25 protein-coding genes are annotated in these 23,994 nt (G+C 46.0%); all 25 read left to right on the top strand.

Annotated elements, in window-relative coordinates:
• Positions 1-360: 360 nt before the first annotated feature.
• The 25 genes from MKY85_RS21295 to MKY85_RS21175 all read left to right on the top strand — a co-directional run bounded on the left by MKY85_RS21295 (position 361) and on the right by MKY85_RS21175 (position 23,943).
• Positions 361-666 (top strand): hypothetical protein, encoded by a 306-nt coding sequence (locus tag MKY85_RS21295; protein ID WP_339243151.1) that lies wholly within the window; start codon positions 361-363, stop codon positions 664-666.
• Between the two features lie 1,017 nt (positions 667-1,683).
• Positions 1,684-2,043, top strand: coding sequence for a histidine triad nucleotide-binding protein (locus MKY85_RS21290; protein WP_339236033.1), 360 nt, complete (start codon positions 1,684-1,686; stop codon positions 2,041-2,043).
• Positions 2,044-2,231: 188 nt separating this feature from the next.
• Positions 2,232-2,405, top strand: a complete 174-nt coding sequence (gene rpsU / locus MKY85_RS21285; RefSeq protein ID WP_005547957.1) for a 30S ribosomal protein S21 — start codon at positions 2,232-2,234, stop codon at positions 2,403-2,405.
• A gap of 15 nt (positions 2,406-2,420) precedes the next feature.
• Entirely contained in the window at positions 2,421-2,864 is a 444-nt protein-coding gene (locus MKY85_RS21280; protein ID WP_062835503.1) for a GatB/YqeY domain-containing protein, read from the top strand.
• Between the two features lie 281 nt (positions 2,865-3,145).
• Positions 3,146-4,468 carry an NfeD family protein gene (locus tag MKY85_RS21275; protein ID WP_342573449.1) on the top strand — a complete coding sequence of 441 codons (1,323 nt, stop codon included), beginning with the start codon at positions 3,146-3,148 and terminating at the stop codon, positions 4,466-4,468.
• Between the two features lie 165 nt (positions 4,469-4,633).
• On the top strand, positions 4,634-5,644 hold the full coding sequence (gene floA, locus MKY85_RS21270) for a flotillin-like protein FloA (RefSeq protein ID WP_342570689.1): 1,011 nt from the start codon (positions 4,634-4,636) through the stop codon (positions 5,642-5,644).
• 13 nt (positions 5,645-5,657) lie between these two features.
• Positions 5,658-6,269: a hypothetical protein gene (locus tag MKY85_RS21265; RefSeq protein ID WP_342570688.1), complete on the top strand. Its 612-nt coding sequence runs from the start codon at positions 5,658-5,660 to the stop codon at positions 6,267-6,269.
• 180 nt (positions 6,270-6,449) lie between these two features.
• On the top strand, positions 6,450-6,743 hold the full coding sequence (gene yqfC, locus MKY85_RS21260; RefSeq protein WP_017687241.1) for a sporulation protein YqfC: 294 nt from the start codon (positions 6,450-6,452) through the stop codon (positions 6,741-6,743).
• Positions 6,740-7,933, top strand: a complete 1,194-nt coding sequence (yqfD, locus tag MKY85_RS21255; protein WP_342570687.1) for a sporulation protein YqfD — start codon at positions 6,740-6,742, stop codon at positions 7,931-7,933. Before yqfC ends, yqfD begins: the two co-directional genes overlap by 4 nt.
• A gap of 6 nt (positions 7,934-7,939) precedes the next feature.
• Positions 7,940-8,911, top strand: a complete 972-nt coding sequence (locus tag MKY85_RS21250) for a PhoH family protein (RefSeq protein WP_339236024.1) — start codon at positions 7,940-7,942, stop codon at positions 8,909-8,911.
• Between the two features lie 16 nt (positions 8,912-8,927).
• Complete coding sequence (locus MKY85_RS21245) at positions 8,928-11,177, top strand: HDIG domain-containing metalloprotein (RefSeq protein ID WP_339236022.1); 2,250 nt, start codon at positions 8,928-8,930, stop codon at positions 11,175-11,177.
• Between the two features lie 51 nt (positions 11,178-11,228).
• The gene (gene ybeY, locus MKY85_RS21240) at positions 11,229-11,726 is read left to right on the top strand and encodes an rRNA maturation RNase YbeY (RefSeq protein WP_036674804.1); all 498 of its coding nucleotides are present in this window, start codon (positions 11,229-11,231) and stop codon (positions 11,724-11,726) included.
• The gene (locus MKY85_RS21235) at positions 11,726-12,097 is read left to right on the top strand and encodes a diacylglycerol kinase family protein (protein ID WP_017687246.1); all 372 of its coding nucleotides are present in this window, start codon (positions 11,726-11,728) and stop codon (positions 12,095-12,097) included. The genes ybeY and MKY85_RS21235 overlap by 1 nt, the downstream gene beginning before the upstream one ends.
• Before the next feature lie 330 nt (positions 12,098-12,427).
• Positions 12,428-12,841: a cytidine deaminase gene (locus tag MKY85_RS21230; RefSeq protein ID WP_339236019.1), complete on the top strand. Its 414-nt coding sequence runs from the start codon at positions 12,428-12,430 to the stop codon at positions 12,839-12,841.
• Positions 12,842-12,878: 37 nt separating this feature from the next.
• Positions 12,879-13,778, top strand: a complete 900-nt coding sequence (gene era, locus MKY85_RS21225) for a GTPase Era (protein WP_145151051.1) — start codon at positions 12,879-12,881, stop codon at positions 13,776-13,778.
• 104 nt (positions 13,779-13,882) lie between these two features.
• Complete coding sequence (locus MKY85_RS21220; protein WP_091013993.1) at positions 13,883-14,023, top strand: YqzL family protein; 141 nt, start codon at positions 13,883-13,885, stop codon at positions 14,021-14,023.
• A 33-nt stretch (positions 14,024-14,056) separates the two neighbouring features.
• Positions 14,057-14,809: a DNA repair protein RecO gene (gene recO, locus MKY85_RS21215; RefSeq protein ID WP_339236016.1), complete on the top strand. Its 753-nt coding sequence runs from the start codon at positions 14,057-14,059 to the stop codon at positions 14,807-14,809.
• A gap of 142 nt (positions 14,810-14,951) precedes the next feature.
• A complete protein-coding gene (locus MKY85_RS21210) occupies positions 14,952-15,083 on the top strand; it encodes a hypothetical protein (RefSeq protein WP_339236014.1) in 132 nt (43 codons plus the stop codon).
• 135 nt (positions 15,084-15,218) lie between these two features.
• Positions 15,219-16,106: a glycine--tRNA ligase subunit alpha gene (gene glyQ / locus MKY85_RS21205; RefSeq protein ID WP_017687252.1), complete on the top strand. Its 888-nt coding sequence runs from the start codon at positions 15,219-15,221 to the stop codon at positions 16,104-16,106.
• Positions 16,099-18,174 carry a glycine--tRNA ligase subunit beta gene (glyS, locus tag MKY85_RS21200; RefSeq protein WP_342570686.1) on the top strand — a complete coding sequence of 692 codons (2,076 nt, stop codon included), beginning with the start codon at positions 16,099-16,101 and terminating at the stop codon, positions 18,172-18,174. The genes glyQ and glyS overlap by 8 nt, the downstream gene beginning before the upstream one ends.
• A 195-nt stretch (positions 18,175-18,369) precedes the next feature.
• Entirely contained in the window at positions 18,370-18,858 is a 489-nt protein-coding gene (locus tag MKY85_RS21195; RefSeq protein WP_339236009.1) for a DUF188 domain-containing protein, read from the top strand.
• A 47-nt stretch (positions 18,859-18,905) separates the two neighbouring features.
• Complete coding sequence (gene dnaG / locus MKY85_RS21190) at positions 18,906-20,726, top strand: DNA primase (protein ID WP_339236006.1); 1,821 nt, start codon at positions 18,906-18,908, stop codon at positions 20,724-20,726.
• Positions 20,727-20,769: 43 nt separating this feature from the next.
• Positions 20,770-21,909 (top strand): RNA polymerase sigma factor RpoD, encoded by a 1,140-nt coding sequence (gene rpoD, locus MKY85_RS21185; protein ID WP_062835490.1) that lies wholly within the window; start codon positions 20,770-20,772, stop codon positions 21,907-21,909.
• Between the two features lie 184 nt (positions 21,910-22,093).
• Positions 22,094-22,852 (top strand): class I SAM-dependent methyltransferase, encoded by a 759-nt coding sequence (locus MKY85_RS21180; protein WP_339236004.1) that lies wholly within the window; start codon positions 22,094-22,096, stop codon positions 22,850-22,852.
• A complete protein-coding gene (locus MKY85_RS21175; RefSeq protein WP_339236001.1) occupies positions 22,828-23,943 on the top strand; it encodes a Nif3-like dinuclear metal center hexameric protein in 1,116 nt (371 codons plus the stop codon). Before MKY85_RS21180 ends, MKY85_RS21175 begins: the two co-directional genes overlap by 25 nt.
• Positions 23,944-23,994: the final 51 nt, after the last annotated feature.

The raw sequence follows: 23,994 nt of genomic DNA, 5'->3' as shown, positions 1-23,994 counted from the left end.
TTTTTGGTGCTAAAAAGACCTTTTGAACACGCACTATTACCGAATAATTTTCTTGCTTGTATGACATAACGGAGTGAGTTTCATCACAGATACAGGTTCATCCCGCTGTTATACTACAGTTAAGCCGACAAACCTTATTTAAGTACCCCGGCGGACATCTGATCAGGACGTATCCTGAATAGATGTCCGCGCAGCAGACTTCTAAGGAAGCCGCTCACGGGGTGCTTCTTTTTTTGTGTTTTCTCGTCGGTAGTGTCAATTCGCCCAGTTCTGAATACCATGAAAAGGTGATCAAGAGCAGAATCAGGGAGGCGTTGGCAAGTGGAAAAAGTGGAAGCGAAGAAATTATGCAAGGAACACATGCACCGTTACGTATGTGTACAGATGAATGACGGTATGCACTACGATGGCATTATGGAAAATGTGGATGACGAAATGATCTACCTGGCTGTTCCCGTTGGACCGGAAGCCATGATGAATCATGCGAACTGGGCTCCAAATGCCATGCCTGGAGGGAACTATCCAATAGGTCATACTCGCGGATTTTATCCAGGTTACGGCTACCCTACGCCTTATCCATATTATGGTTATGGCCGCAGACGTTTTAACCGTCTGGTGCTTCCGTTATTTGCGCTTACGGCGTTAACCCTTTTACCGTACTATTGAAATTAAGAAATAAAGGCATACGAACAGTGAGTCATTTTCATGTTCCTTAACGCCTTTGAAAAAGAACAGCTCAGGATGAATATGTTTCATTCGTGGAAAGAAACTACCATGCAGTATGAAATAGAGCGGTTTTATCACATACGGAGTCTCAGCCTGATGTATCGCGACCTGTCATTGCAATACAACTGGCAACATACCGAACATCCCAAAGGTCATGCTTTTGCAGAAGCGAACTTCTGTAAGGCATGACCTTTTTTTGGATCCTAATTAGGGAAAGGTCGATGATAAGTGGAATGGCATATACCGTGTAGTTAACCTGCTGAAAGCAGAAGCGAGCCTTCACGTGTTCGTAGCAGCAAACGGCGAATCGTATTCTGAATATGCGAAAAGCGAGAATGTACCCATGTGTGAGCAACAATCAAGACACCGCATGGCTTTAATTCTCTATTTAATACTCTATTCCAATAAGAAGCTTCGTTTCGGGTGAAATTGATGCTGTTCTCATGCCTTACGGTTGGAGGAGAAGAGCATGATGTGAGCACTAAAGAATCTGAGGCATCTTCTACAAGGTTTTGAAGCGTCAGCAGCAATCTAAAGAATCTGGGACACGCTATAACCGGATAAACAGCCATTTCCAGCATTGTTGTGAGGTTATTTTGGGAAATAACGTGTCTGATGTTCCTTATAATTTTGAAATGAGAGCCTGAGCCCCAATTAAGAGGTTCTGTGTTCCTTAGAAAATGGTCAATTTCCATACGCGAGTATCAGCTCAGCATGGACTGCAGAACGCCCTTAACTTAATGCAAGTTTCAGATCCTCAAGTAAATCCTCAACAACCTCGATCCAAATGAGATACGAGTCAAACCATCCGTGAGCCCCAATTCTTGCCGACATTTATAGGAGATGCAGAGTTGACATAGATCACCTGATTGTGTGACTGGACATTGGACGTGAGTTTGTACTTCTAGTATGATAGAAGGGAATACATACATTGGGATACAAAGGAGGGTATGAACTATGGATTGCTTATTTTGCAAAATTGTAGAGGGCACCATTCCCTCCAATAAAGTACTGGAGAATGACCATGTTATCGTGTTTCATGACATCCAGCCCGCTGCACCGACACATGTGCTTGTCATTCCGAAGAAACATATTGCTTCCATGAATGAAGTTACTGCAGAAGATCTGCCTTTGATCGGTGAGATCCATCTGGCTGCTCAAGAAGCAGCCAAGCGTCTTGGCGTGGATGAAACAGGATATCGCTTAATCAACAATTGTGGTAAGGATGGAGAACAAACTGTTCATCATCTGCATTATCATTTGTTGGGTGGTACAAGACTTGGCGTGTTAACAAGCCTATCGGATTCTCACCAATAACGAGCTAATGGGTACTACTATTGAGGATTTAGTCATATGCATGAAGTCCATGGATATGTGACCAAACGCTCATATAAATAAGTGATCATTACATTGAGGTTGACACCTTTATTACCTTTCGCCTATAATGAAAGATGATGAACCGTGTTATTGCTCTTGGACGGTCTGGTCGGAGGGAGGGAAAACTGGTGTCTGAAACTAAAGTTCGCAAAAACGAGACTATTGATGCTGCACTTCGTCGTTTTAAACGCTCCATCGCTAAAGATGGCGTATTGGCTGAGGTGAAGAAACGTAAGCATTATGAGAAGCCAAGCGTAAAGCGCAAGAAAAAGTCCGAGGCTGCTCGTAAGAGAAAGTTTTAGGAGGATTTTAACTACATGAATCTTAGCGAACGATTGAACGAAGATATGAAGCAAGCGATGAAGAGTAAGGACAAGTTCAGACTCTCCAACATTCGGTTGATTCGTTCGACGATCAAGAATCTTGAAATAGATTTGAAAAGAGATTTGGATGACAACGAAGTGCTTGATATTCTGAGTCGTGAAATCAAACAGCGCAAAGATGCCCTCCAAGAATTTGACAAAGCGGGCCGTGAAGACCTCGCGGCAAATGCAAAAGCGGAAATTGAAGTACTCATCCAGTACCTTCCCGCACAGCTTTCCGAAGAAGAAATTAAAGTTATTGTACAGCAGACCATCCAGGAAACCGGTGCTTCTTCGAAAGCCGAGATGGGGAAAGTTATGGCGGCCCTTATGCCGAAAGTTAAAGGCAAAGCGGACGGCAAACTGGTGAATCAAGCAGTTCAACAATTCCTGCAATAAAGCAAATCAATAAACACCTTCTGACTTGTCAGAAGGTGTTTTTTCCATTTATTTTAATTCAGGATGTTCTTAGGAAGTCGAATTTCTTTTTAATGGTTAATATATATGATTATGGTTTTATATTCTTGCAATTGATCAAGTTTTCAAATATAATTTTAAGATTTTGAAACGAAATGTTGCATTGCACGTAATAAATACCATAAGCTGGACAGTATAACATTAATGGAAAAGGGGGGACTATTGTGAAGGGAAAGCGCCGGAAGAAGCTTACGGGGCCATTGATGCTCTTAATGCTGCTGACGCTGTTGCTTCCTGTCTGGATTGGATCACCGTCAGCGCATGCAGCTGAGAAGAGTGGCGCCGTATATATTATTCCGGTTGATAAACCAATCGAGCAGGGACTTGGCAAGTTCATGGAACGTGGGTTCAAGGAAGCGGAAAAGATGAACGCTGGCCTGATCGTTCTTGATATCAATACGCCAGGAGGTCGTGTAGACACTGCGGAAGCGTTGGGTATCCTAATCAAGGACAGTCCGATTGAGACTGTTGCATTTGTCCGTGGAGATGCTGCTTCAGCCGGAAGTTTTCTGGCCCTGAATGCAGATAAGATCGTAATGTCACCAGGCAGTATGATTGGTGCGGCAGCCATGGTGGACAGTACGGGTAAACATGTTGATGATCCAAAGCTTGTTGCATTCTGGAAAAGCAAAATGCAGGGAGCGGCTGAAATCAGTGGTCGTGATGGCAAGATTGCAGCTGGAATGACGGATGTTAACATCGTTGTTGAAATGCCAGAGATCAATAAAACCAAGCAAAAAGGTGAGATTATTGCTCTCTCGGCTGAAGAAGCGCTGAAAGTTGGTTATGCCGACCACATCAGCAACACACCGGAAGAAGCAGCAGCTTGGCTCGGATACAGTCAGGATGATGTATTTAAGGTGGAACGAACGACAGCGGAGAATATCTCATCTTTTCTGACCAATCCCGTTGTCATGACTGTACTTCTATTCCTTGGAATCGCAGGTGTGGCCATTGAATTGATCGTTCCTGGTTTTGGAGTTCCTGGTATTGTGGGTATCGTGTGTTTCGTGTTGTATTTCTCGGGTAATTACATTGCGGGATTTGCCGGAGCAGAGACATGGGTGCTATTTACTGTCGGACTCATCCTGATGATTCTAGAGATGTTCATCCCAAGCATGGGTATTCTTGGTATTCTGGGATCCATTGCACTAGTAGCAGGTGTTGTGAGGGCTGCTTATGATACAAGCGATGCATTTGTGTCATTGGGTATTGCTTTCGGAGCAGCAGTGGTAGTTATTGCTATTATTGCAGTGCTGTTTAAAGATCGAGGGATATGGAATCGATTTATCCTGAGTGACAGTCTCTCTTCGGAACGTGGATACTCATCTGCTACGGAACGCAAAGAGTTGATTGGACTGCAAGGAATCAGTCTGACACCGCTTCGCCCATCTGGAACAGCGATGTTTGATGGCGAACGAATTGATGTTGTGACCGATGGTGACTTCATTCCAGTTGATACACCGATTATTGTGATTAAAGCGGAAGGTACCCGGATTGTGGTTCAGCAAGCTTTGCCGGTGTAACTCGCTTTATGGCCGAAGCGGAATAACGCTTCGGCAATGTACATAACCATTTAAGCTGAAGCTGCCAGCGAGATGGTGCATCATTTTTTCATTTAGCAGCGCACTCATGAATGTCTTCTCTGACTGTCTTTATCAAATTCAAATTGCAAATGGAGGAATTATCACATGGACACTTCTACAATCACGATTTTGCTCATTGCGGTAGTAGGTATTATCGTATTGAGCGTATTTTTCAGCTTTTTCCCAGTAATGCTCTGGATCTCGGCAATCGCATCCGGTGTGCGTGTCAGCATTATTACCCTGGTTGCAATGAGACTTAGACGTGTAACGCCTAGTCGAATTGTCAATCCAATGATCAAAGCAACCAAAGCGGGTCTTCAATTGTCAATGAACCAACTGGAGAGTCACTTTCTGGCGGGTGGTAACGTTGACCGTGTTGTAAACGCCCTAATTGCTGCACAACGTGCAAACATTCCACTGGAATTTGAACGTGCTGCTGCCATTGACCTCGCAGGTCGTGACGTATTGCAAGCTGTACAAATGAGTGTAAATCCTCGAGTAATTGAAACGCCAGTCGTTTCCGCAGTAGCCAAAGATGGTATTGAAGTTAATGTTCGAGCAAGAATTACAGTTCGTGCCAATATTGACCGACTTGTCGGTGGTGCTGGTGAAGAGACAATTATCGCCCGTGTTGGTGAAGGTATCGTAAGTACGAACGGTTCCTCCAACTCTCACAAAGACGTTCTTGAAAATCCGGATATGATCTCTCGTACGGTCTTGTCCAAAGGACTGGATTCAGGGACTGCGTTTGAAATTCTGTCTATTGATATTGCGGACGTTGATGTAGGTAAAAACATTGGTGCATTCTTGCAAACGGAGCAAGCAGAAGCTGACAAACGAATCGCTCAGGCAAAAGCCGAAGAACGTCGTGCAATGGCCGTAGCACAAGAGCAAGAGATGAAAGCACGCGTTGTAGAAATGAGAGCACGCGTGGTTGAATCGGAATCCGCAGTACCACTAGCAATGGCAGAGGCTTTGCGTAGTGGGAAAATTGGTGTTATGGATTACATGAATCTAAAAAATATTGAAGCGGATACTCAAATGCGTAATACATTGGGAAAACCTGGTGAAGGTTCGAATTCCAACGATCAGGGTGATTCCAAAAACGGAAGATAGGCGGTGAGTGCATATGGGCCTATTTGAATGGATTTTTAATAATCTGTATATTGTAGCTGTTATTGGCTTTGCCCTCTTTTCCTTCTTGGGAAAAGCGGCCAAATCGGCCGATCCGAACAAAAAGCGACCTGGAAACGGGATGCCAACCTTCGGTGGCAGTGGCAACTCCCCGCGTTCGCCCGCGCAGACCTCTAAGCAGCAATCTTCGCGGACTGAGGCGGCAGGTGAGACTCGTTACGATGAAACCTATGACAATCAGTATGATGAACCTTATGAAAACCAGTATGATGAAGCTCCTCACAATCAGCCCAATGTGGGACCTGTAACTTCTTCACGTACCTTAGATGAGGTAGGTAGTCGAGATTTTAGTGGAGCAATGGAACGTTCGCTTGACCAACAGAACAAAGAATTTGAAAAGCAACAACGTTTGATTCATGAAAGGCTAAATCGCTTTTCTCCTTCGAACAAACCAGTTGTGTCTGATTCTAGTTGGGATCAAGTTGACACAAGTGATTCGGGAAATTCCCAACTTCGTCCTGAAGATATTCGTAAGGGCGTCATATGGGCAGAAGTATTGGGTCCGCCCCGTTCCAAGCAACCGTTTGGTACAAGAGGGAAACTGTAAAGAAGTTAAACTGTTGGACGGAAATAGAGCCGTCTCTGGTGAGCATCAAGCCGCCGGAGACGGCTTTTTCTGTGTTCTCTCCATTTTTCTCAACATTCGTATCTAACACGCCCCGGAATTTTCATAAATTCATGAATCTGCGCATAAGTTGAACTGTAGAGGAAGGGGGAAGACCTTCGAATGACCCGGATCAGCCGCAAGCTGCGCAGATGGACCAGTGAAGTGTTGGATCTGCCGCAGGATGTGCTTTATGATATGCCACGGTTAACCCTGATCGGCAGTAAGCAACTGTATATAGAGAATCATCGCGGTGTCATCCATTTCACCCCGGATCGCATCGTGTTGGCTCTTTCCCAAGGCCAATTGGAGATCAAAGGAACTGCCTTGGTGATACGTAACATTTTGCCGGATGAAGTAGCTGTTGAAGGAACGATTCTGGATATTCATATGAATGGAGTGGAGGGGAACGGATGAAGCAGCCCAGTCTGTATAAACTGCGGGGAGCAGTCCGAATCACGGTCACTGGGGGAGACATTGAAACATTGATCAACACGGTGGCAGAGCAGGGATTGGAAGTGTGGAACCTGCGTGCTCACGATGGACGCGTGGCAGAGATGAACATTCTGCTGCCGCATTTTTTCAGGCTGCGTCCTGTGTTGAAACGGACAGGCTGCAGGGTGAAAGTGACCCACCGCAGCGGTTTCCCCTTTTTTGCAGCCCGATTATTACGCAGGAAGTTCTTTCTTGGGGGAATGCTGTTTTTTGTAGCAGCTTTGTTTGTGTTGTCATCCATGGTATGGGATGTAGAGGTCAAGGGTAACGTTACCATTCCTACGGACGAGGTGCTCGCAGCAGCGAAGAAAGAGGGGATATATCCTTTCCAATGGGGGTTCCGCTTGCCAAGCCAAGACAAGCTCTCCAGACAGCTTGCGCTCGCTCTTCCGGATGTAACCTGGATTGGCGTGAGCAAAGAGGGGACAACCATTACCATTCAGGTCGTGGAATCGGCGCAACCCAAGCGCGAGCCATTACTGAATCCCCGACATCTGATCAGCAAATCAGATGCTGTTGTCACTCAAATCTATGCGGAGCAGGGACGCCCTGTTGTTCAGAAGGACATGCGTGTCAAAAAGGGTCAGGTATTAATATCGGGGATTCTCGGGGATGAGGAGAACACCAAAACCATCGTTGCCAAAGGCGAAGTTCGTGGTCTGGTATGGCGTGAGTATCAGGTAGAGGTCCCGTTGGTGCAAAAACATAACACAATGACAGGTGAGAGCAAAGAACGTTTTTACATGGTACTGGGAAAATGGGCGATCCAACTGTGGGGGTACGGAAGTACACCGTTCAGTTCATTTGATACCGAGAGTAGTCACAGACCATTGACGTGGCGATCCTTCACACTCCCGATGGGTTGGCTGACAGAGAAAGATCTGGAGACTCGAGAGCATGAGGAGCAGCAGACGATAGAATGGGCCAGAACGAAAGGATTAGAAGGAGCAAGGAACGATATTATTGCCAAAAACGGTAAAGGAACGAAAATTATAAGTGAAAAAATTTTGCATGAGAAGAAAGAGAATGGTAAAGTTTATATGAAAGTCTTATTTGAAGTAGAAGAAAGCATTGCGGAGGAACTTCCGCTAGTCCATAGTCAAGGAGAATGAGGATATTTGTCAGAGCAAACACGCAGCATACAAATCTCGCTCCAGAGTGCGGGAGAGGGTCAATCTCTTTTTGGACCCCAAGATACTTTTCTTAAACTGATTGAATCCGAGATTCCCGCCCAGATTGCATCCCGCGAAGCGGAAATTGTGATTTTTGGCAGCACACAGCAGGTGGAATCGCTTGAACAATTATTTGATGTGTTACTGCAATTGATACGCAACGGATATGTGTTAACTGAAAGAGATGTGAAGTATGCAATTGAACTTGCCAAGGATATGCGGGCAGACCAGCTACTGGACTTGTTCAAGGGCGAGATTACGACGACATACCGAGGTAAACCAATCCGTGTCAAAACCATTGGACAGAAGCACTATGTAACTACAATTAAAAAACGTGATATTGTATTTGGCATTGGTCCTGCCGGTACGGGTAAAACTTACCTTGCTGTTGTACTGGCTGTTGCCGCAATCAAAGAGGGCAGCGTCAAACGCATTGTACTTACACGGCCTGCGGTTGAAGCGGGCGAGAGTCTTGGGTTTTTGCCAGGTGATCTTCAGGAAAAGGTAGACCCGTATCTGCGACCACTGTACGATGCCCTGTATGACGTTATGGGACAAGAACAGACAGCGAAGGCACTGGAGCGTGGGTTAATCGAAATTGCACCACTCGCCTACATGCGGGGGCGTACCTTGGATGACTCGTTCATCATTCTCGATGAAGCACAGAACACAACGCCGGAACAGATGAAGATGTTTCTGACCCGTCTTGGTTTTGGATCCAAAATGGTTATTACCGGAGACGTGACACAGATTGATTTACCGCGTGGTAAGAAATCCGGGCTTGTGGAAGCGAATACGATCTTGAACGAAGTTGAAGAGATCGGATTTGTGCATTTTGCCGAGCAAGATGTTGTGCGGCATTCTCTCGTCCAGAAAATTATCGTGGCTTACAACCACGCCGCAGAAAATCAAGCATAGAAAGGGATTGTCTAAAGTGACCTCGAAGGAACCGTCAAAAGGCAAATCTTTTCAGAATAAGGCTACAGGATGGAAGTATAGCGTGTGGGCACGCTATCTTCTGTTTTTGTTTCTGGTGATTCTTTTCTACGTGAGTCTGGCTTCCAAGCTGCTCCCTGAGCGGTATGATATTCAGGAAGGTACACGGAGTGAAGTGGATATTGCTGCGCCCATGCAGATTCCGAACAACAAGGCTACACTCAAAGCGCAGGAAGAAGCTGCTGAACGCGTACAGCCGATATTTCAGATCGTGCAGATGCGAAACGAAAATCTGATGACAACCCTGCTTGATCGTGTAGATCGATTGAATCAGGATGATCAGATTTCAAGTCAGGACAAGATTGATATTTATCGGGATGAAATTCCGCAGCGTCATAAGGACTTTGTGACCAACTATATCAATAATAATCGGAAAGCCGGTACATACTCCGAGACTCTGTTGGAAGAGATCAGAAATGTGGTACAGGAGCAAAGTTACCGTATTCCCGAAGAAACCTACATTAAAATCTCGCGCCTGACATCGGATGATATCCAGGAGATGAAACCAGTTGCGAGGGATATTGTTTCCCGGTTAATGACGGATCAGATCAGCGATGCAACCACTGCCCGTGCCAAAGTAGCCGAAATGGTAAGTGTCAGCTCTCTTAGTAAGCGTACGCAACGTGAGGTAGTGCAAGAGCTTGCCCGCCTCGTAGTGACCGCTAACCGCTTCTACGATGAAGAGGGAACCAAGGAAGCGAAGGTTCAGGCACGTGAGAACACGCAAACCGTCTTTATCAAGCAAGGGGACACCTTAGTTGCCAAAGGTGAGATGATCACCCCGGAGATGTATACTTTGCTGGGTGAGAATGATTTGCTGAAAAACGAAGTCAACTACTGGCCACAGCTTGGTCTTCTTATGTTTTCCTGCCTGTTGTCGGCAGCAATTCTGATGTATATTCAGCAATGCAGTGGAACGCATTTCAAATATAATAATGCGCAGCTGTTGATGCTTGTTCTCATTTTTATTATTACGATAGTGGTTATGCATGTGACGGCGATTATTCAAACCAATGAGAGGTCGTATGTAGGCTTCCTTGCACCTGTTGCGGTAGGGGCAATGTTAATTGCACTGCTGCTGGATACGTCACTTGCCTTTGTATGTTCGATCTTGATCGGTATGTTATCCAGCATCATTTTGAACACCCATCAGGGTCAACTTTTTGACTTTGAATTAGGATTCTTCGCCGTGCTCGTGTCGTTTGTTGCGATTTTCGCTACCCATAAGGCCAGTCAGCGATCTACGATCCTGAAAGGGGCTATTATGGTCTGTCTGTTCGGGTCGATAGCCGTCTTCACCCTGGCTTTGATTGACTCGGGCGATTGGAACCGAACTACGACATTGTATGGCGTTGGGTTTGCATTTGCGGGGGGCGTTTTGACAGCCATACTGGTCATTGGGCTGATGCCATTTTTCGAAACATCGTTTGGTATCTTGTCAGCACTCAAACTGGTGGAACTGTCTAATCCGAACCATCCCCTTCTACGCAAGTTGCTTACGGAGACACCGGGTACCTATCATCACAGCGTTATGGTGGGGAATCTGTCCGAAGCTGCAGCAGAAGCCATTGGAGCTAACGGATTGCTGTGCCGAGTGGGTTCATATTATCATGATATTGGCAAGACGAAGCGTCCCATCTATTTTATTGAGAATCAGAACAATATGGAGAACCCGCATGATTCAATTGATCCAAAACTGAGCAAATCCATTATTGTTGCTCATGCACGCGATGGGGTGGAAATGCAGAAGGATTACAAGCTGCCTAAACCTATTCGGGATATTGCGGAACAGCATCACGGAACGACCTTTCTCCACTTTTTCTATCACAAAGCACTGCGTCAGGCGGAAGAAGCGGGAGTTGAACCTGATTTTACGGAAGAAGATTTCCGTTACCCTGGGCCGAAGGCGCAGTCCAAGGAATCTGCTATTGTTGGCATTGCCGATAGTGTGGAGGCTGCTGTGAGATCTTTGCGCAAACCGACCGTGGAGCAAGTGGAATCCATGATTGAGAAGATTATTAAAGGACGATTGGACGATCATCAATTCAATGATTGTGATCTTACGATGCGCGAACTGGATATCGTCGCCAGAACATTGAAGGAAACGGTGATGGGTATCTTCCACTCCAGGATAGAATATCCGGAGGAGATTAAGAAACCAAAGCCGACTTCACCCGAAGCGGGTTGATTTCACTTTTTGAAGAACCTCTAATATTGAGCAGACAGGAGTTATGAAAGAATGAGTCTTAATCTGGCATGGAATAATGAACAACAGGATAAAGAAATTACAGAACCGATGATTGCGATGCTGGAACAGTTGCTGAATCTCGCCGGAGAAGCGGAAGGTGTTGCAGACGGGGAAGTGGCTCTGACTTTTGTGAACGATGAACAGATCCATGAGTTGAATCGTGATTATCGCGGTATTGACCGTCCTACGGATGTATTGTCTTTTGCGATGAACGAAACGGTGGATGAAGAGCTTGATATTATCTATGAGCTTGACGAAGATGAAGAAATGGAAGAAATGCCGGATGTTCTTGGAGACATCATCATTTCCGTACCACGGACCATCCTGCAAAGCGAGGAGTATGGACACTCTTTTGAACGTGAACTTGGTTTTCTGTTTGTCCATGGTTTTTTACACCTTCTCGGATATGACCATCAGGATGAGGCAAGTGAGGCTGAAATGATGGGTAAACAAGAAGCGGTATTGGCCCAGGCCGGGTTGACACGATAATGAAAAGGCGCTCCTGGGGTCTGGTATTCCGCAATGCTGCGGAAGGAATCGCATATGGGTTGCGGACTCAGCGTAATGTGAGAGTTCACACGGGAGTGGCTATTTTGATGTGTGTAGCCGGATTTTTTTTCAGAATCTCAAGAACGGATTGGATGTTTGTGCTGACCGCTGTCTTTTTGGTCCTTGTGACTGAATTGATGAATACGGCTGTAGAGGCTGCAGTTGATTTGGCACATCCCCATATCCATCCGCTGGCAAAAGCGGCGAAGGATACCGCGGCCGGGGCAGTTCTGCTGGCTGCGGTATTCGCCGTCATCATCGGTTGTATCGTTTTTATTAAGCCGGTGATGAGCTGGCTGGGTCTTTACTGATTTTGATTCGTTCTGTGATTTTAATACTACACAACTTTATAAAGTTAGACCTTGTTTAAGTTGAACTTGTAGACGTTACACGATAACGAAGAGGACAGAAATAAACCTGTAGAAGCGAAGCGTTCGCCTAAAAGCTTTCTGAAAGAAAGCTACATCGGAAGCATATGCTTATCACCGGATTTTCACTTTGAAAAAGTGAATCAAAAAATCTGGGGATAACAGCGATCGAAGGGTTATTCTGGACTCGGAGTGGCTAGTGTAACATTGGCTTTGGTTGAACTTAATTCGTAGGTAGTAACTTTATATTGCACCCTAAGGGAGAGAATATTAATGGATAATGATTTGCTCATGCAGGAGGCAATTAAGGCGCGTACGAAGGCATATACGCCTTACTCCCATTTTGGTGTAGGTGCAGCTTTGCTTGACAGTGAAGGACATGTGCATCATGGTTGTAATATTGAGAATGCTGCGTATACTCCAGGCAACTGTGCTGAACGTACAGCGATGTTCAGTGCCATCGCAGGTGGGCAGAAACCTCGCAGCTTCAAAGCGATTGCCATTGTGGGAGATACGGATGGTCCGATTGCTCCATGTGGTGTATGTCGTCAGGTGATGTACGAGCTGTGTGAACCCGATATGAAAGTCATCTTGGGGAATATGAAAGGTGATCTGCAAGAGACCACCGTTGCTGAACTGTTACCTTGGGCTTTTGGGCCTTCTGATCTAAATTCTGCCAAAAAATAAACCAATATTCCAGGCCTAGGCGCCTGAGGAGGAACATATGAAAAAACAAGCATTTAAATCCGGTTTTGTAGCTATTATTGGACGTCCGAACGTAGGTAAATCCACACTGATGAACCAGGTGATCGGACAGAAAATCGCGATCATGTCGGACAAGCCGCAAACCACTCGTAATAAAATTCATGGTGTGTACACATCCGAACATCAGCAAATCGTATTCCTCGATACCCCGGGGATTCACAAACGTCAATCCAAACTGGGCGATTACATGAATCAGACTGCTCTGAACACGCTTGGAGAAGTGGAAGCAGCACTATTCCTGATTGACGCTTCGGAAGGTATGGGTGGCGGTGACCGTTATATTGCGGAACAGTTGAAAAATATCCGTACACCGGTCATTCTTGTCATGAATAAAATTGACAAAATCGAGCCGGAAGCGCTGCTTCCTCTTATCGAGGAGTATCGCAAGTTACATGATTTCGCTGAAATCGTGCCTGTTTCTGCCATGCTCGGCAGTAATGTAAGCACCTTATTGGAACAGCTCGGCAAGTATTTGCCAGAAGGTCCACAGTACTATCCGGATGACCAGGTTACTGACCATCCAGAGCAGTTTGTATGTGCGGAATTGATTCGTGAGAAAATTTTGCAGATGACTCGCGAAGAAGTACCACACTCCATCGCGGTAACGATTGAGGATATGAAAGTACAAGATAACGGTGTCGTTTATATCTCAGCCGTCATTTTTGTGGAACGGGATTCGCAAAAAGGAATCATCATCGGGAAGCAGGGTGCCCTTTTGAAAGAAGTGGGTAAACGAGCTCGTCATGATATCCAAAATTTGCTCGGCTCCAAAATTTTCATGGATCTGTGGGTTAAAGTGAAAAAAGACTGGAGAAATCAGGATCGAGTTCTGCGTGATCTTGGCTTTGGCCGCGAATAATCACCGGATTTGTATCCAGTAATTGCAACACATAGTTTACCTTGCAAGACTCCATCCTATTTGGTAGATGCAGACGTCATTTCCGAAGAGAGGATGAAATTCCGATGCGAGATTTTTCGTGGAAGGTTTTTGCGATGACGGGGGATGTAGAGTCCTATTTGTTATATACCGAGGCGTGTAACTCGTTAGGACAGGAGTCGGATCATGCAAGGGAAGTGATTGAAGATGAAGAAGCCGAAGGATAATTGGCTGATTCGGGAATGGTTAGGTGACGAGGCATGCTATACAGGGTGGAAGGGATTGTCATCCGCAGCATGGACTACGGCGAAGGGAACAAAATCATTACGCTTTGCACCGAAAGCGGCGGGAAAGTAGGGGTACTCGTCCGCGGTGCCAAAAAGCCCAAGAGCCGACATGCTGCACTGGTGCAGCCGTTTACGTATGGTCAATATGTATATTTTCGCAATACAGGTCTAGGCACACTGAACGCTGGAGAAATTGTTGAATCCTATCATGAGTTGCGTGAAGATCTGGTCAAGGCCTCTTATGCTTCTTATGCGTGTGAACTATTGGATCGTGTACTTCAGGATGAAGAGACAGGTGCTTTTTGGTTCAAGCAGTTGAAGGCGTGCTTGCAAGCGTTGAAGGAGGAGAAAGATCCGATTGTCATAACAAGTCTGTACGAAATGAAGATATTACAGGCAGCCGGTTATGGTCCGCAGTTTGACGAGTGCATCTCCTGCAATCAGGAGCGACCGGATGAGCAGTTGTTTGTAAGTCCAAGACTTGGTGGTGTCCTGTGTCGTGCATGCAAACATTTCGATCCTCCAGCGATGTCAGTCAGTCCAAAGGCTCTGAAATTGTTACGTTTGTTCGCACAGTTGGATCTGCAGCGTTTGGGAAATATATCAGTGAGTGAGTCTACCCGTGATGAGATCAAAAAGCTGATGCGTGCTTTTATGGATCATCAGCTTGGTCTGAATCTTAAATCCCGTTCTTTCCTCGATCAGATGGAGAAGTACGGGATTTGAGGCGTTTTTGTGGGAGTGAAACTATATCTTGACTTCATACTAGATTTTATATATTATGAAATATAATTTCTCTTTATGAGACATGCATTGAACGAGAGAGTAGAAGTCTGGATTTATTGCATTTATGGAGACAAGTCGTTGTATGACACTTGCAATCATGGATGAGCGAGCCGGGGATGGTGGAAGCCTGGCTGAATCGGTCTTTGAAACGGCACTCGGGAGCATGAATGGACACGGAAAAGTGGGCTGGAACGAACAGGATCATCTTGTTTGATCCAAGCCAAGTAGGGTGGAACCGCGGGAATAGCTCTCGTCCCTACGTCTGTACAACAGGCGTAGGACGGGGGCTATTTATTGTTGTCTGCACCGTTCTAAGCTTGCCAACAAACCATCGAAAAGGAGCATGATTATGAATTTTCAGCAGATGATTCTAACGCTGCAACAATTCTGGGCCGAGCATAACTGTATTATTGTCCAGCCATACGATACGGAAAAAGGGGCAGGTACGATGAACCCGATGACCTTTTTGCGTTCGCTTGGACCCGAACCTTGGAAAGTGGCCTATGTGGAGCCTTCCCGTCGTCCTTCGGACGGACGTTATGGCGAGAACCCTAACCGGCTGTACCAGCATCACCAGTTCCAGGTAATCATCAAGCCTTCTCCAGACAATATTCAGGAAATTTACTTGGAAAGTCTGAAGCGCCTGGGTATTGATCCGCTCAAACATGATATTCGGTTTGTCGAAGATAACTGGGAGAATCCTTCCCTTGGTTGTGCAGGTCTTGGTTGGGAAGTTTGGTTGGACGGAATGGAAATTACGCAATTTACGTATTTCCAACAGGTTGGTGGAATTGAGACAAATCCGGTAGCTGTTGAAATTACGTATGGTATGGAGCGTTTGGCTTCTTACATTCAGGATAAAGAAAATGTGTTTGATCTGGAGTGGGTGGAAGGTATCACTTATGGTGATGTATTCCGTCAGCCAGAATTCGAACACTCTAAATATACGTTTGAAGTATCTGATGTCAAAATGCTGTTTACACTCTTCAACATGCATGAAGAAGAAGCAAACAAGGCTATGGCACAGCATCTGGTGTTCCCGGCATATGACTATGTGTTGAAATGTTCCCACACATTTAATCTGTTGGATGCACGTGGAGCCATCAGTGTAACGGAACGTACGGGTTACATCACACGTGTCCGTAATCTGGCTCGCCAAGTCGCTGCAACATATATGGAAGAGCGTGAGAAGCTAGGCTTCCCGCTGATCAAGAAAGGGGGAGCCGAGCATGTCTAAGGATCTGTTGTTTGAAATCGGACTGGAAGAAGTACCCGCACGTTTCATGCGCGCAGCGATTGCACAGCTGCAAGAGCGTGTCGTGAAATGGCTTGATGCATCCCGCATTGCTTATGGTGAAGTGAATGCGTATGCTACACCTCGCCGACTGGCTGTTTTGATCCAGAATGTGGCTGATAAGCAGGAAGATATAGAGGAAGAAGTAAAAGGTCCTTCACGCAAAATTGCCCTGGACGACAGTGGCAATTGGAGCAAGGCTGCACTCGGTTTCGCGCGCAGTCAAGGTGTTGAACCGGACCAGTTCACATTCAAGGAACTGAACGGTGTCGAATATATCTATGCAATGAAGTCCAGTAAAGGTGTGGAGACGGCTTCTGTGATTGGCGAAGGATTGCTTTCTGTATTGCATGCCATGACGTTCCCGAAATTCATGCGTTGGGCTTCCTATGATTTCAAATTTGTACGTCCAATCCGCTGGATTGTGGCTATGCTGGGCAGTGATGTCATCGATCTGGAAGTGACAGGTGTGAAGTCGGGTAATGTAACTCGCGGACATCGTTTCCTCGGTAAGGAGGCCGTGATCTCCACTCCGTCTTCATACGTTGAAGTGCTGCGTTCAGAGCATGTCATTGCAGATATTCAGGAACGTGAACAGATGATTGTATCCCAGATTCAAGCACTGGCTAGTGAGAAGAAATGGGATATTGCGATTAAGGAAGATTTGTTAGAGGAAGTCCTGTTCCTGGTGGAAACACCTACCGTATTGTTCGGGACATTCGATTCTTCATTCTTGAATATTCCGCAAGAAGTATTGATTACTTCCATGCGTGAGCATCAGCGTTATTTCCCTGTACTGGACAATGAAGGACAATTGTTGCCATTCTTCGTGACAGTACGTAACGGTGGAAGTGATTCACTGGATGTTATTGCAAAAGGGAATGAGAAAGTACTGCGTGCACGTCTGTCTGATGCCAAGTTCTTCTATGAGGAAGACCAGAAGTTACAGATTAAGGATGCATTGTCGAAGCTGGAAAGTATCGTCTTCCAGGAAGAGCTGGGAACGGTTGGAGATAAAGTGCGCCGTATTCGCAAAATTGCTGATGGGATTGCTGCTAAATTGCAAGTATCCGCTGATGTTGCCGAGTCGGTCAGCCGCTCAGCAGATATCTGCAAATTCGATCTGGTGACACTGATGGTGGGTGAATTCCCGGAACTGCAAGGTGTGATGGGTGAGGATTACGCTCGTAAATCCGGTGAAAAAGAAGAAGTGGCCAAAGCGGTATTTGAACACTATCAGCCACGTTTCGCTGGAGATCAATCCCCTGCGTCTCTTGTCGGTGCCATTGTGAGTGCTGCGGACAAAATGGATACAATCGTGGGTTGTTTCTCCATTAACATCATTCCAACGGGATCTCAAGATCCGTATGCACTGCGCCGTCAGGCTGCAGGTATTGTACAGATTTTGCTGGATCACAAGCTTCCGCTGACATTGTCAGACGTATTCGGAGTAGCACTTCAAGTACATGCACAGATGAACCTGTTGAAACGTGCAGATGAAGAGGTGCGTAAAGACTTGCAAGACTTCTTTGGTCTTCGTGTGAAAAAATTGTTGTCTGAAACCGTTCGTTACGACGTAGTGGATGCCGTAATCTCTTCCGGATTCGATGATATTAGTGCTGTAGTTCCAAAAGGTGAAGCGTTGATGGCTGCTGTTCTGACAGGAGACGCATTCAAAACAACGGTTGAATCGTTCAACCGTGTGGGTAACCTGGCTGCCAAAGCATCCACTGCTTCTGTACATCCAGAACTGTTCACAGAAGATGGAGAGCGTCAGCTACACGAGTCATGGAGTAGAACGAATGCAGAATATCGTCAGGCATTGACTCAGCATGATGCTGCTGAAGCACTGGCTATTGCATCAGCTTGGAAAGATGGGATTACCTCATTCTTCGATTCGGTCATGGTTATGGCTGAAGATGAGGCTGTCCGTGCGAATCGACTTGCCTTGCTTGCGGCTATTGATCGCGACTTGAAAGGATTTGCTGATTTTTCCAAGTTGGTTTGGTAATTGGGCGTATTTCAACAGACTTGGAGCAAAGCTAAAATTCAGTATTAAAGAAGGATATATGAGGGTATAAATATACGGAACGGGTTGTGAAATGTATTTTTGACAACCGCTCCGTATTTTAGCCTTTGATTTCCCTTGTTGTGGCAGAAGGATTTTGCCTGGCCGGGGTCGTATATTACAATATGCAGCTATTTTATGAAACCGGGTGGTCTGAGTTTGAGTGAGTTGAATGTACGTCATATTGTTGTGGATGGTGATGCTTGCCCGGTCAAAACCGAGATTGCGCAAACCGCTCGCCTTTTCAACATCCCTGTACTGTTAGTCTCTTCATTTGATCATTTGCTTCAAGGGGGAGAAGGGGTGCGTACCGTGCAAGTGGATCGCAGTGATCAGAGCGCAGATCTCTATATTGCTAATCATATTAAGCCATATGATGTGGTTATCACTCAGGACTATGGACTTGCGGCACTTGCGCTCGGCAAACGTTGTTATGTTTTATCCTTTCGTGGTCGTGAGTTTAACGACCGTGACATTGATTTCATGTTGGATTCTCGTCATACTGCGGCCAAAGCACGAAAAAGAGGCCACTACGGGAAAGGCCCAAAGCCTTTCACAGAGCAGGATCGTGAAATTTTTCAACATAAACTGACAAAACTTTTAAAAGATTTGCAGGAGAATGTGTAAGTTTATCGAATTATATTTACGTGTTGAAGAGATGAAGGTGGCCAGAGATGAGTACCGGACAAGGCGGTATACCCGAAAGTATTATTGAATCGGTGTTGCAGCAGAATGATATTGTCGATACGGTGAGCCGATTTGTGCATCTGACCAAGCAGGGGAAGTATATGAAAGGCCTCTGTCCTTTTCATTCCGAGAAGACGCCTTCGTTCACCGTTACACCTGAGAAACAAATTTTCTACTGCTACGGTTGCGGCACGGGTGGAAATGCCATCAAATTCAGGATGGAAATCGAAGGGTTATCCTTTCCCGAGGCTGTCAAAACGATGGCGGAAGAAAGTCACATCTCTATGGGGGACTGGCAAGGGCGTGAATCTGCTCATGTGAATCCGGAGACTGAACGTCTGTTGGAGGCTTATGAGCTTACCGCGAAGCTGTATCATTTTTTGTTGAAAAATACAGAGCACGGCAAGTCAGCCATGGAATATTTACGCTCCAGAGGTTTTGGCGACAAGTTGATTGACCAGTTCCAGATTGGTTTCGCACCAAATCGTTGGGACACACTGGTACAATTTCTTGAAAAACGTAATTATCCGCTCGAAGAAATGGAAAAGGGTGGACTTCTATCTCCGCGAAATGAAGGTCAGGGATATGTGGACCGATTCCGAGACCGGATCATGTTCCCGATTAATGGCAGGAGCGGTAAGCCAATTGCATTTGCAGGACGCATATTGGGAGATGGGCAACCGAAATATCTAAATTCACCGGAAACCCGGTTATTTAACAAAAGCCGTGTTCTCTATAATCTGCATCAGGCCAAAAATGCAATTCGCAAACAAAGACAAGCCATTTTGTTCGAGGGATATGGTGATGTCATCTCCGCATGGGATCAGGACATCCAGAATGGTGTAGCTGCAATGGGTACTGCGCTAACCGAGAATCAGGCACTGATGCTCAAAGGCATGTGCGACGAAGTCATCATATGTTATGACGGCGACAAAGCAGGACAGGCTGCTGCACTGAAAAACTTCCCCATTCTTGAGGAAGCCGGATTGCAGGTCAAAGTGGCTCTCATACCCGAGGGACTTGACCCGGATGACTTTATCCGGAAGCATGGTGGTGAACGGTTCCGAAACCAGATTGTGGACGGTGCCGTGACAACTACAAAATTTAAACTTATAAACTTAAAAAAAAGCCATATACTGCTAGAGGGTGGCGGACAAATCGCCTATTCGAAAGAAGCAGTAAAATTGATTGCCCCCTTGCCTTCTCCAACAGAGAGGGAAGTGTATCTTCGTGAACTGGCTGCAGAAGTGGACGTATCGTTCGAAACATTGAAGCAGGAGTGTAATGAAGAACGGGAGGCGATGAAAAATAACCTACAGTATGGGGATAATAACCCGAAAAGGTGGAATAATGGTAGGCAACAAAATAGGCAGGTGCCTACACCTAATCTGTTGCCGGCTTATCACGCTGCTGAACGCAAACTGATTGCCTGGATGTTACAGGATGATGAGGCTGCCCAGTACGTGAATGAGCATCTTGGTGAAGCTTTTAACTTGGATGATCATGCAGCTATTGCTGCTTATCTATATGCCTACTATGCGCAAGGCAAACCGTCGGATACAAGTCGTTTTATGTCTTCACTGCATGACGATCGTTTGGAAAAAACGGTCAGTTCAATCTCGATGATGGATGGTCCAGGTGAATGGAGTATTCAAATGCTCGATGATTGCATCAGGGAAGTGCTGAAGTATCCACGTAAGAAAGAGTACGATTTGAAAAAAGAAGAAATGATTGCTGCAGAGCGGGCAGGTGATTCTGTACGCGCGGCACAGATCGCAATTGAAATGATTGCCCTAGAGAGACAGTGAACGTCTGATGATTAGATGTTTCTAGGGAGGAGGGAGTCGAGTTATGGCGAATGATCAGCATACTGAACTAGAAACAGAATTGACACTGGATCAGGTTAAAGATCAATTGATTGAATCAGGTAAGAAAAGAGCTTCGCTGAATTACAAGGAAATTATAGAGAAACTCTCTCCTTTTGAGCAGGATGCAGAGCAAATGGATGAGTTCTACGAGCAACTGAGCGATCTGGGTATTGATGTAGTGAATGAAAACGATGAAGAGGTTACACTTCGTCCTAGTGAAGATTCCGAAAACAACACCAGAGAGGGAGAGGACGAATTCCACTTTGATGATGATCTGAGCTTGCCGCCAGGAATCAAAATCAATGACCCTGTCCGTATGTATCTCAAGGAAATTGGTCGTGTGCCATTGTTGTCGGCAGATGACGAAGTACAACTGGCTAAACGGATTGAGAACGGGGATGAAGAAGCCAAGCGTCGTCTGGCTGAAGCGAACCTTCGACTCGTAGTCAGTATCGCCAAGCGTTACGTTGGACGTGGAATGTTATTCCTTGATTTGATCCAGGAAGGTAATATGGGCCTGATCAAAGCGGTTGAGAAGTTCGACCACAAAAAAGGATATAAGTTCAGTACGTATGCCACATGGTGGATCCGTCAAGCCATTACTCGTGCTATTGCTGACCAGGCGCGTACCATTCGTATCCCTGTGCATATGGTGGAGACGATTAATAAGCTGATCCGGGTATCCCGTCAGCTGTTGCAGGAACTTGGGCGTGAACCGACACCGGAAGAAATCGCTGCTGAGATGGATCTGAGTGTGGAGAAAGTTCGTGAAATTACGAAGATTGCACAGGAACCGGTTTCTCTGGAAACACCGATCGGTGAGGAAGATGATTCCCATCTGGGTGACTTCATTGAGGATCAGGAAGCACTTGCTCCGGCGGATGCTGCTGCGTATGAGTTGCTGAAAGAACAGCTCGAAGATGTGTTGGATACACTGACTGAACGTGAAGAGAACGTGCTTCGTCTACGTTTTGGTCTGGACGATGGACGGACGAGAACACTGGAGGAAGTCGGCAAGGTGTTTGGTGTTACGCGTGAGCGTATCCGTCAGATCGAAGCCAAGGCTCTTCGTAAATTGCGTCACCCGAGTCGTAGTAAACGACTCAAGGATTTCCTCGAATAATTGAACTACGGGAGACTTTCCGCAAGACGCATTAGCGGCGGCGGGGTCTCCTTTATTTTTAATTTGAACGTCTTGATTTCTTGGTTTTGGAAATTCATCCTTGAAATGTTTGATTGGATTTTATTTTATCGCTTTTCCTTGTTCAATGCAAATCAATAAATTAAATGAATGGTGTAGGTGCTTCATGAAACTTTCGAATCGATTACAGCGAATACATGATCAAATTCCCGATGGTAGCCGCATGGCTGATATCGGTTCAGACCACGCGCTGCTGCCAGTAGCCGCAATCCGCAGTGGGAAAGCCGCGAGTGCAGTAGCCGGGGAAGTTAATCCTGGCCCTTATGATGCTGCATGCAAACAAGTCAGTGATGCTGGCCTGAAAGAAAAAATAACGGTACGCCGTGGAGACGGATTGGATGTGATCTCTGCGGGAGAAGTGGATGTCATCACCATTGCAGGTATGGGTGGTGCTCTCATTGCCTCCATTTTGGACCGAGGTTTATCCAAACTGGATGGAGTGCAGTTACTTATTTTGCAACCGAATGTGGGAGAGGATATTCTCAGACGCTGGTTGCTGGAGCATCACTGGGTGGTTGTAGCAGAACAGTTGCTCGAAGAAGATGGCAAGATCTACGAGATTATAACGGCGATGCCACAATCCGTAAGCCCGATTGCAAATGAAGAAGTGTATCGTGCACGTCCGCTTCAAGGCGGGGCAGAATTGACGGAAGATTTGCTGCTGCGGATGGGACCCTATTTGGTGGATCGTCCAACGGATGTATTTTTTGCGAAATGGGAAAGTGAGATCATCAAATTGCAAGGGGTTGTAAACTCCATCTCCAAATCCGATCAGGATTCTTCTCGGGACAAGGCGGCTGAGGTAGAGCGTCTTATCGCAAACTTGAAGGAGGTTTTGGCATGTTTGCCAAAGGTCAAACTGTAATTCAACTGATGGAGCAGCTCGCTCCCAAACATCTGGCTGTACCGGATGACCGGATTGGTCTACAGCTCGGCAGTTTGCAAAAAGAAATCAGCCATGTGTTAGTTGCATTGGATGTAACGAATGAAGTAGTGGATGAAGCGATTCGCATCGGTGCCAACCTGATTATCGCGCATCACGCCATCATTTTCAGACCAGTTAAGTCACTGAGTACAGATACACCTATGGGTAAATTGTATGAAAAGCTGATTAAGCATGATATTGCTGTTTATATCAGTCATACGAACCTGGATGTGGCCGAGGGTGGTATGAATGACTGGATGGCCGAGGCACTTGGCATCGACAGTAAAGAATCGTTGGAAGATGTACACACAGATCATCTGTACAAGCTGGCTGTATTTGTCCCACGTACGCATCATGAACAGGTGCTTCAAGCGGTTCTTGAAGCCGGAGCGGGGAGTATCGGCCAATACAACAAGTGCAGCTTCAACACGGAAGGTACAGGAACGTTTGTACCTGGTGAAGGGACTGAGCCGTTTATCGGAACCCAAGGGCAGATGGAACGTGTGGAAGAAATGCGGATTGAGACCATCGTACCCCAAAGTCTGAGAAGTAAGGTCGTTCAGGCGATGCTTAAGGCTCATCCGTATGAGGAAGTGGCCTACGATCTCTATGCAATGGATTTAAAGGGCCGTACGCTTGGTCTGGGGCGCTTGGGACCCCTTAGGGAGCCTAAGACATTAGGTGAGCTTGTGGAGGTCGTGAAGACCCAATTCAATGTGCCTCATGTACGTGTTGTCGGAGATCTGAACAAGCAGATCAAAAAAGCAGCGGTTCTTGGCGGTTCGGGCAGCCGTTACGCGCTCACTGCCCGCTTCAAAGGTGCGGATGTTATTGTGACCGGAGATATTGATTATCACACGGCTCATGATGCGTTAATGGCAGGCATGTGTATCATCGACCCAGGTCATAATTCCGAGAAGATTATGAAACCAAAAACGGCTGATTGGCTTCGTTCCCGTTTGGAAGAGAAACGATATGATACGCAAGTTACAGCTTCAGAGGTCAATACGGAGGTATTCCAGTTTATCTAAAAAGACAGTTGCTGTGTGATTCCCAGTAATATTAAGCTTGTCTGGGAACCC

Source organism: Paenibacillus sp. FSL R5-0749 (assembly GCF_038595085.1).
Taxonomy (GTDB): Bacteria; Bacillota; Bacilli; order Paenibacillales; family Paenibacillaceae; genus Paenibacillus.
The sequence above is the reverse complement of the archived record's forward strand: the minus strand, read 5'-3'. Positions and strand labels throughout refer to the sequence as shown.